This window comes from Streptomyces sp. NPDC007905, from assembly GCF_042959345.1.
Taxonomy (GTDB): domain Bacteria; phylum Actinomycetota; class Actinomycetes; order Streptomycetales; family Streptomycetaceae; genus Streptomyces.
In genome coordinates this window covers 70,956-79,043 of the sequence record NZ_JBIBKS010000031.1, presented here as the reverse complement: position 1 = coordinate 79,043, position 8,088 = coordinate 70,956, and the positions used below count along the sequence as shown (strand labels likewise).

At 69.6% G+C, this 8,088-nt stretch carries 6 protein-coding genes, 1 rRNA gene and 1 pseudogene; 2 read left to right on the top strand and 6 right to left on the bottom strand.

Features of this window, described 5'->3' with window-relative positions; genetic code table 11:
• Window positions 1-93: ribosomal RNA gene (gene rrf / locus ACFZDC_RS36900) — 5S ribosomal RNA — on the top strand; the annotation flags it as partial.
• 76 nt (window positions 94-169) lie between these two features.
• Here rrf and ACFZDC_RS36895 read toward each other — a convergent pair.
• Window positions 170-717: pseudogene (locus tag ACFZDC_RS36895) on the bottom strand (cysteine hydrolase family protein).
• Between the two features lie 83 nt (window positions 718-800).
• Here ACFZDC_RS36895 and ACFZDC_RS36890 point away from each other — a divergent pair.
• The gene (locus tag ACFZDC_RS36890) at window positions 801-1,367 is read left to right on the top strand and encodes a GNAT family N-acetyltransferase (RefSeq protein WP_391330790.1); all 567 of its coding nucleotides are present in this window, start codon (window positions 801-803) and stop codon (window positions 1,365-1,367) included.
• Here the strand turns inward: ACFZDC_RS36890 and ACFZDC_RS36885 are convergent.
• The 5 genes from ACFZDC_RS36885 to ACFZDC_RS36865 are packed head-to-tail and all read right to left on the bottom strand — an operon-like array spanning window position 1,364 to window position 8,043.
• On the bottom strand, window positions 1,364-2,917 hold the full coding sequence (locus ACFZDC_RS36885) for a TraM recognition domain-containing protein (RefSeq protein WP_391330788.1): 1,554 nt from the start codon (window positions 2,915-2,917) through the stop codon (window positions 1,364-1,366). The two genes, ACFZDC_RS36890 and ACFZDC_RS36885, sit on opposite strands and share 4 nt — an antisense overlap.
• A gap of 12 nt (window positions 2,918-2,929) precedes the next feature.
• Window positions 2,930-4,342 (bottom strand): ATP-binding protein, encoded by a 1,413-nt coding sequence (locus tag ACFZDC_RS36880; protein ID WP_391330786.1) that lies wholly within the window; start codon window positions 4,340-4,342, stop codon window positions 2,930-2,932.
• Window positions 4,343-4,356: 14 nt separating this feature from the next.
• On the bottom strand, window positions 4,357-5,898 hold the full coding sequence (locus ACFZDC_RS36875; RefSeq protein WP_391330795.1) for an SCO6880 family protein: 1,542 nt from the start codon (window positions 5,896-5,898) through the stop codon (window positions 4,357-4,359).
• Window positions 5,899-5,912: 14 nt separating this feature from the next.
• On the bottom strand, window positions 5,913-7,232 hold the full coding sequence (locus ACFZDC_RS36870) for a hypothetical protein (protein WP_391330784.1): 1,320 nt from the start codon (window positions 7,230-7,232) through the stop codon (window positions 5,913-5,915).
• A complete protein-coding gene (locus ACFZDC_RS36865; RefSeq protein WP_391330782.1) occupies window positions 7,222-8,043 on the bottom strand; it encodes a hypothetical protein in 822 nt (273 codons plus the stop codon). The genes ACFZDC_RS36870 and ACFZDC_RS36865 overlap by 11 nt, the downstream gene beginning before the upstream one ends.
• Between the last annotated feature and the right edge of the window lie 45 nt (window positions 8,044-8,088).

Genomic DNA, 8,088 nt, shown 5'->3' with positions numbered 1-8,088 from the left:
ACGCCCGGTTACATTCCGAACCCGGAAGCTAAGCCTCACAGCGCCGATGGTACTGCAGGGGGGACCCTGTGGGAGAGTAGGACGCCGCCGAACAAATTTTGAGAAAGAGCCCCAACTCCGGGTAGATCCCGCGAGTTGGGGCTCTTTCGCGTTCTTCTGTAGACAGCGGCTAGAAGACCACCTCGGCCGTCTCCACGGTCCCGCCCTGCCGGCCTGGTGCGCTGTGCCATCTCCGTAGAAGTTGGTGTGGGCGATCACCTGGGCAGGGGCCGGAACGCCGTACTTGGTCAGGTCCTCCGTGGTGTGGGCGTCGGCGACCAGTGTCGCGTCGTAGCCGCGGACGATCGCGCCGTGCAGGGTCGAACGGACGCACACGTCCGTCTGGGCGCCCGTGACGAGAAGCCGGCCCACCTTCCGCTCGGCCAGCACGGACTCCAGGTCGGTGCCCTCGAAGGAGTCCGCGTACTCCTTGTGCACCACCGGCTCGTCGTCCTGGCGCTTCAGCTCCGGCACGTACTGCCAGTTCTCGCTGCCGTAGGTCAGCTCCTCGTCGGAGTGCTGCACCCAGACGACCGGCACGTCCGCCGAACGGGCCTTGTCGATCAGGGTGTTGATGTTGGCGATGACGCCGTCGCGGTTGTGGGCGCCCGCCACGACGCCGTTCTGGACGTCGATGACGAGCAGTGCGGTGTGGGGTCGATCGGAAAGCGTGGTCATGCGCCCACGGTAGGCCCCGCCACTGACAGCCGGGGTGCGTATATCGGATGAGCGGTCCCGGGGGCGCGGGCTACGGTGGCCCCATGAGCACTCCGACCGGCGATGCCTATGTCGTCCGCGCCATACGACCCGACGAGTGGGCCACGGTGAAGCAACTGCGGCTCGATGCGCTGAGAGATCCGGTCGCGCACATCGCGTTCCTGGAGACCTACGAGGACGCCGTGGGCCGGCCGGACTCGTTCTACCAGGAGCGGGCCGCGCGATCGGCCGAAGAATCCAGAGGGGCCCGCCAGTTCATCGCCGAGGCGGCGGACGGGACATGGGCCGGCACCGTCACCGTGCTCATCGAGGAGGCCGGCACGAAGGACTGGGCCGGCTACCCGGTCGAGCGTCGGCAGGGACATGCGGTCGGTGTGTTCGTACGGCCGGAACACCGCGGGAACGGGTTGATCAAGGCGCTGTTCGACGCCGGTGTGGCCTGGGCGTGGGAGCGCGGTGCCGAGCGGGTACGGCTGCTCGTGCACGAGGACAACACGCGGGCCCAGGGGGCGTACCGCAAGGTGGGGTTCGTACCGAGCGGGGTCGTCCTGTCCTTCTCCAAGGACCAGGCCGAGAAGGAGCTGGAGTTCGTTCTGGAGCGGCAGTCCTAGACCGGGAGCTCCTGGTGGGGCCAGCGGGACCTGGCCTGTTCGCGGGAGCGGAGCAGGGCGAGGGTGGGCAGGCCCTGGCCGGCTCCGGTGGTGAGCAGTTCGGGCAGCTGGGGGAGGGGGGCCACGGCCGCGATGTCGTCCAGGACCAGGGTGAGTGGTGGGTCGAGCCGACCGGAGGATGACCGTTCGGCCATGCGCCGGCCGCGCTCGACCACGCTAGAGACGAGGGCCGTCAGGAGGGGCATCGCGCGGGGGTGCGTCCTGGGGTCCTCGATGGATTCACCGACCACATAAAGCGTGCCCCCTTCGTGGACGAAGGAATCCAAGGCGAGGGCATCGGTTCGGTTGGGGGTGCAAGCCTCGCGGATGTTGACCATGGAGAGGGCGGCCAGCGCCCGGCTGGTCAACTCCTGGGCCACGTCCCGGCGTTCCGGATGCGCGGTGAGGGCGGCTTCGAGTTCGCCCGCGGCGCCGGGGGCGGCCTTGGGGTGGGTACGCAGGGTTCGTACCGCGTCCTGGATCTGGGTGCCCTGGGCCCAGCGGTGGACGTGGCGGATGGTGCGGGTTTCCAGGGCGGCGGCGTGGAGGTAGCTCCTCAGGAGCGTTACCGCCGTGTCGGCGACTGCTTGGTCGATCCTGGCCGTGGGCTGGACCGGGCTCAGGAGGGCGATGGCTCTCTGCCGGGCCGTTTGTTTGTCTTCACAGCCCGTGGCGGGGGACCAGTGGAGGCGGGCGGGGGTGTCGCACAGGTGGGTGGGGTCGTACAGGAGGGTGGGGCCGAGTTTGGCCCGGGCGTCCTTCGTCTCCGCCCACAGGGCCGGGTTCGAGGTGACGACCACGACGGGGCCCGATGCGTCGCGGATGGCCTGGGCCGCGGTTGAGTGGCGGGCCGCAGGCGGGCCGCAGTGCACCGCGCCTTCGACGCGGTTCGTCTCCCATCCGTCCACCCGTTCACCCTTGGACGGGACGGCGCCCAATGGGTCCGCCGCCACCGGGAGGGCCTCCGCCGCCTGCACCGCTTCCACCGTCTCCGGTTGCGTGCGCGGAACCGGGACCTCGTGACGCTGTTGCGGTGCGGGTGCGGGTGCGGGTGCGGGTGCGGGTGCGGGTGCGGCCTCGGGCGCCGGAGTCGGCGTCGGAGCGCCTGCGCGTCCCTTCGCCGCCCCCCTCTCGAACGCCCGTCGTACCTTCCCCGCTCGCCATCTCGCCACCGCGCCCATCACGAACAGGGCGAGGACGAAGAGGATCATCAGCTGGCCGATGAGCAGGCCCCAGAACAGGCCCCAGCCGGGCAGCTGGGTCGCGGGGGTGTCCGGCCAGGCGCCGGCGATGTCGTGGGGTCGGCCGATGAGGTGGCGCATGGCCAGGGCGGTGCGGGTGAAGGTGACGGCGTCGGGCCAGGCGCCCCGGGAGAAGAGGGCCGCCAGACCCGTGGCCGTCCACACCAGCACCGTCATGCCGAGGAGGAAGGCGAGTATGCCGATCAGCAGGCCGTCGGGGATGCCGCCCTGCCCGTCCTGGCGGTTGTCGCGACGATCGTCCGGTCTCACTCTGTTCGCCCCCTACGCCACCGTCGATTCGGAGTCGCCAAGGTGCTGCTCCACGAAGGCCGCCGCCCGCTGTTCGGCCTCGAGCTCGGCCGCGCGCAGGGCGTCGTCGGCCGTCAGGTCGCTGGAGGACTCGGTCATCGCGCGGTCGGTGAACACCAGTGGCCGCTCCGTCTCCGTGACCAGGTGTTTGACCACCTGGACGTTGCCGTTGACGTCCCAGACGGCGATACCGGGGGTGAGGGTGGGGATGATCTCCACCGCCCAGCGCGGGAGGCCCAGGACCCGGCCCGTCGCCCTCGCCTCGTCCGCCTTCTGGGCGTAGATCGTTCTGGTCGAGGCCATTTTGAGGATCGCCGCCGCTTCCTTCGCGGCAGCGCCGTCCACCACGTCGGACAGGTGGTGGACGACCGCGACGAAGGACAGGCCCAGCCGACGGCCGAACTTCAGCAGCCGCTGGAACAGTTGGGCCACGAAGGGGCTGTTGATGATGTGCCAGGCCTCCTCGACCAGGAAGATGCGCTTCTTGCGGTCGGGGCGGATCCAGGTGTGCTCCAGCCACACACCGACGATCGCCATCAGGATGGGCATGGCGATGGAGTTGCGGTCGATGTGGGACAGGTCGAAGACGATGAGGGGGGCGTCCAGGTCGATGCCGACCGTGGTGGGGCCGTCGAACATGCCCCGCAGGTCACCGTCGACCAGCCGGTCCAGGACCAGGGCGACGTCGAGTCCCCAGGCCCGTACGTCGTCTATGGCGACGTTCATCGCCTCCGCCGACTCCGGCTCGGGGTGCCGTAGCTGGTCCACGATGTCGGTGAGGACCGGCTGGCGGTCGAGGATGGACTCGTTGACGTAGGAGTGGGCGACCTTGAGGGCGAAGCCCGAGCGCTCGTCCAGGCCGTGGCCCATCGCGACCTCGATGATGGTCCGCAGCAGCGCGAGCTGACCGGTGGTCGTGATCGCCGGGTCCAGGGGGTTCAGACGGATCCCGTGGTCCAGGGCCGCCATCGGGTCCAGGCGGATGGGAGTTATCCCCAGTTCCTGCGCGATCAGGTTCCACTCGCCCACGCCGTCCTCGCCCTGTGCGTCCAGGACGACGACCTGGCGGTCCTTGAAGCGCAGCTGCCGCAGGACGTACGTCTTCTCCAGGGCCGACTTGCCGTTGCCGGACTCGCCGAGGACCAGCCAGTGGGGGGCCGGGAGCTGCTGGCCGTACAGCTGGAAGGGGTCGTAGATGTAGCCCTTCCCGGAGTACACCTCGCGGCCGATGATGACACCGGAGTCGCCGAGGCCGGGCGCGGCGGTGGGCAGGTAGACGGCCTGGGCCTGGCCCGTGGAGGTGCGCACCGGCAGCCGGGTCGACTCGACCTTCCCGAACAGGAAGGACGTGAAGGCGTCCGTGAGGACGGACAGCGGGTCCCGCATCAGCGCATCAGCCCCTACCTTCGAATGCCGGTGGCGAAGGGAAGTGTGTTCACGAAGGCCCGGTGGTGCTCGCGGTCGCACCACTCCAGCTTGAGGTACGACTTCCCGGCGGAGGCCCTTATCGTCCGCTTGTCGCGGTTGAGCGCCTCCGGGGAGCGGGACGACACGGTGATGTAGCCGACGAGGTTCACTCCCGCGGCGCCACTGGCGAGGTCTTCGCCCCGCTGGTCGAGGCGGTTGTGCGCGGCGATGTCCCGCGGGTCCACCGTGCGGTTCATCTTGGCGGCGCGGGAGGCCTCGGCCTCGTCGTTCGTCTTCTCGGTCAGCATGCGTTCGATGGCCACCTCGGTGGGCTCGAGGTCCATCGTCACGGCAACCGTTCGGATGACGTCCGGGGTGTGGACGAGCAGCGGCGCGAGGAAGTTGACGCCGACGGGGGTCATCGGCCACTCCTTCACCCAGGCGGTGGCGTGGCACCAGGGGGCGCGGGTGGCGGACTCGCGGGTCTTGGCCTGGAGGTAGGTGGGCTCCATGGCGTCCAGCTCGGCCGGCCAGGCGTTCCGCTTGCTCATCGCCTGGATGTGGTCGATGGGGTGGTCCGGGTCGTACATGGAGTGGATGAGGGAGGCGAGTCTGCTCTGCCCGAGGGGCTGGCGGACGCGGATGTCGGCCTCCTGCAGGCGCGAGCAGATGTCGGTCAGCTCGCGGGCCATGACGACGGCGAGGCCGGCGTCGCGGTCCAGCTTGCGCCCCGACTGGGGCCGCGCGGCCCGTGCCATGGCCTGCGCCTCGGCGGCCAGTTCGCGGGTGTAGTGCATGCAGGCGACGAGGTAGGCGCGGTGCTGCTCGCTGCTCGTGGACACCATCGACTGCAGCTGGTCGTAGGACCGGGCCAGCCATTCCGGCGCCCGGTCGTCGCCGCGTACGGACACGTCCTTGGCGTGCGCGTCGGGGTCGGCGGGGAGCGTGCGGGCGAGCATTTGCAGGCGGGTGACGAACCCGTCGCCGTTGGCCACGTGCTTGAGCAGGGTGCCGAAGCGGTCGACGAGGGCTTCCTGGTCCTCGGAGTCGCGCAGGCCGACGCCGGGGCCCTCGATCTCGATGCAGGCGGTGACCGTTCTGCGGTCGGCGTGCAGGAGTACGGCGATCTCGTCGGGCCCGAAGGGCGCGGCGAGCCAGTTGATCCGGCCGATCCCCGGCGGCGGACCGACCTCGATCTCCCGCCCGTCGAGCCGCGTGCCCGCCTCCATGGCGGCGGAGCGGTAGACGGCGCCGCGCTTGACGGTGCGCTTGTACGTGCGGTTGATCTCGAACCACTTGTAGAACGTACGGCGCTTGTACGGGACGTAGACCGCGGCGAGCGCGAGCAGCGGGAAGCCCGTCAGCAGCACGATCCGCAGGGACAGGACCGGGACGAGGAGGCCGCACATCATGCCGAGGAACGCGCCGACGACGATCAGCGCGATCTCGCCGGACTCGCGGTTCCTGCCGATGATCGCGTTCGGCCGGGCGCGGCCGATCAGATACGTACGGCGGGGCGTGACCGGATGGGACATGTGGGACTCGGTCGTCAACGCCCTTCACCTCCCGAGCGGTTGCTGTTACGGGTGTTACTGGCGTGCGGGGTGTTGACCGGGCTGGGTGCGCGCGGCGCGGGCGCGGCGGAGGGGACTGCTCCGCCGCCGCCCTGGGGGGCACGGCTGCTGTGGGCGGCGACGCCACCGGAGGCGGGATTCGAGGGGCGGGGCGAGCCGGAGCCGCCTCCGGTGTTGTCGGCGCGGGAACTGTGGGTCTTGATGCCCTGGGCGACGAGGGTGGCCGGGGAGCTGATGACCGCGGCGGCCTTGCCCTCGGCACCCTGCATGATGCGGTTGTTGCGGGAGCCGGCGATCTCGTCGCCGAAGCCGGGGACGAAGCGGTAGATCATCGCGCTGGCGAAGATGGCGAGCAGGATGATGGCGAGGCCGGAGACGACGGCGGAGAAGGAGTCCGGGCCGCTGTCTCCGGACAGGGCGCCGGCGAGGCCGAGCACGATGACGATCACCGGTTTGACCAGTATCACGGCGATCATGATTCCGGCCCAGCGGCGTACGTGTCCCCACAGGTTCTTGTCCACGAGGCCGGCGTAGACGACGGTGCCGAGGAGGGCGCCGACGTACAGCAGGGCGGCGCGGATGACCAGCTCCAGCCAGAGGATGCCGGCGGCGAGGATGCTGACCAGGGAGACGACGATCAGCATGATCGGTCCGCCGCCGATGTCGTTGCCCTTGCTGAGGGCGCCCGAGAAGGTGCCGAAGAAGGTGTCCGTCTGGTCGCCGGTCGCCTTCGCGAGGACGTCCGTGACTCCGTCCGTCGCCGAGACGACGGTGTACAGAATCAGCGGGGTGAAGGCGGAGGCGAGCACGGTCAGCCAGAGGAAGCCGACGGCTTCGGAGATGGCGGTGGTGAGGGGCACCCCTCGTACGGCCCTCTTCGCCACGGCCAGCAGCCACAGCAGGAGCGTGAGGATCGTGGACGCCGCGAACACGACGGCGTACTGCTGCAGGAACTTCGTGTTCGTGAAGTCGACGTTCGCGGTCTCCTTCACGGCGTCACTGAGCTTCCCGATGGTCCAGGAGGCGGCGTCGGCACAGCCCTTGCCGAGGGAGGAGAGGGGGTCGAGGGTGGAGCCGAGGGGACTGCCGGGGGTGATGCTCGAGGAGCCGCCCTTGGAGCCGTTGTCTTTTTCGCAGAACTGTTTGGCAGCGCCGCGGATCAGGTCACAGGGGTCGTTGCTCTTCTTGGGGGACGGAGTGGGCGCGGCGACGGCGTGGGTGGCCAGCAGGAGCGTGGCCGTCTGCACGGTGCCGAGCACCGCAGTGAGCTTGAGGACGCGGTGGTTAGCGCGCATACGTGAACCCTCCGTACTCCTCGACGGCCTTCGTCATGTCGTCGGCGGTGGAGGCCGTCTGATCGCGGCCCACGGGGACGGGTCCGTCCTTCTGCTGGAAGTCGGTGATCTTCCAGTCGGTGTCGACCCACTTCAGTTCGTACGTCGTGGTGTACCAGCTCTCGGTCACCGGGTTCCTCGAGGCCTCACCGGAGAGGCCGAACAGCGAGGTGTACCAGACCTCGACCGTGGTGGCGTCCGAGCCCGACGAGGTGACCTTGGTCCCGACGGGGATGACCCGCGAGACGAAGGTCTGACCCTTCGGCGCGCTGCCGTCCTTGGCCAGGCCGATGTTGGAGAGGAACTTCTCGTTGGAGTAGGCGCTGTCCATGGCCGATTGCTTGGCGGCTGCGACATCCCGGGCGTAGACCGTGTCGACGATCTGGTGCCGCCAAGCGGTGTTGAACATGTCGGCCGACCCCAGCACCACCGCATAGTTCGCGGCAGCGCTCTGCGCGCCCTGCTGCGTGTGCGCGAAACCCGAGGGAATCCCACCGCTCTTCGTCTCCACGGGACGTGACCCGGTGGCTGCCGTGGCCGCGGCCTTCGGCTGGTCCGTCTTCGCGGCGGGGCCGTCCGTGGAAGAGCTGTCTCCCCTGTTCGCGAAGGCGATCGCGGCGATGAGGAGGACGACCACGCCGACCACCGTGACCAGGCTCCGGGAGGAGGAGCGGCCGGTTCTGCGGGGCGCGCCGCCGTACGGGTCGCCGCCGGGCAGGCGGGTCCGGGTCTGGCCCGTCTCGGAGTAGCCCTGCTCTTCTGTGGGACTCATGCCGCGTACGCCCCCTCCACCTCGTAGACATACGACGGTAGCCGT

What these genes read in the sequence shown, in the direction of transcription:
- ACFZDC_RS36890 (WP_391330790.1), top strand. Translation starts at nt 801, where the DNA reads ATGAGCACTCCGACCGGCGATGCCTATGTCGTCCGCGCCATACGACCC.
- ACFZDC_RS36880 (WP_391330786.1), bottom strand. Translation starts at nt 4,342, where the DNA reads ATGCGGGACCCGCTGTCCGTCCTCACGGACGCCTTCACGTCCTTCCTG.
- ACFZDC_RS36875 (WP_391330795.1), bottom strand. Translation starts at nt 5,898, where the DNA reads ATGTCCCATCCGGTCACGCCCCGCCGTACGTATCTGATCGGCCGCGCC.
- ACFZDC_RS36870 (WP_391330784.1), bottom strand. Translation starts at nt 7,232, where the DNA reads ATGCGCGCTAACCACCGCGTCCTCAAGCTCACTGCGGTGCTCGGCACC.
- ACFZDC_RS36865 (WP_391330782.1), bottom strand. Translation starts at nt 8,043, where the DNA reads ATGAGTCCCACAGAAGAGCAGGGCTACTCCGAGACGGGCCAGACCCGG.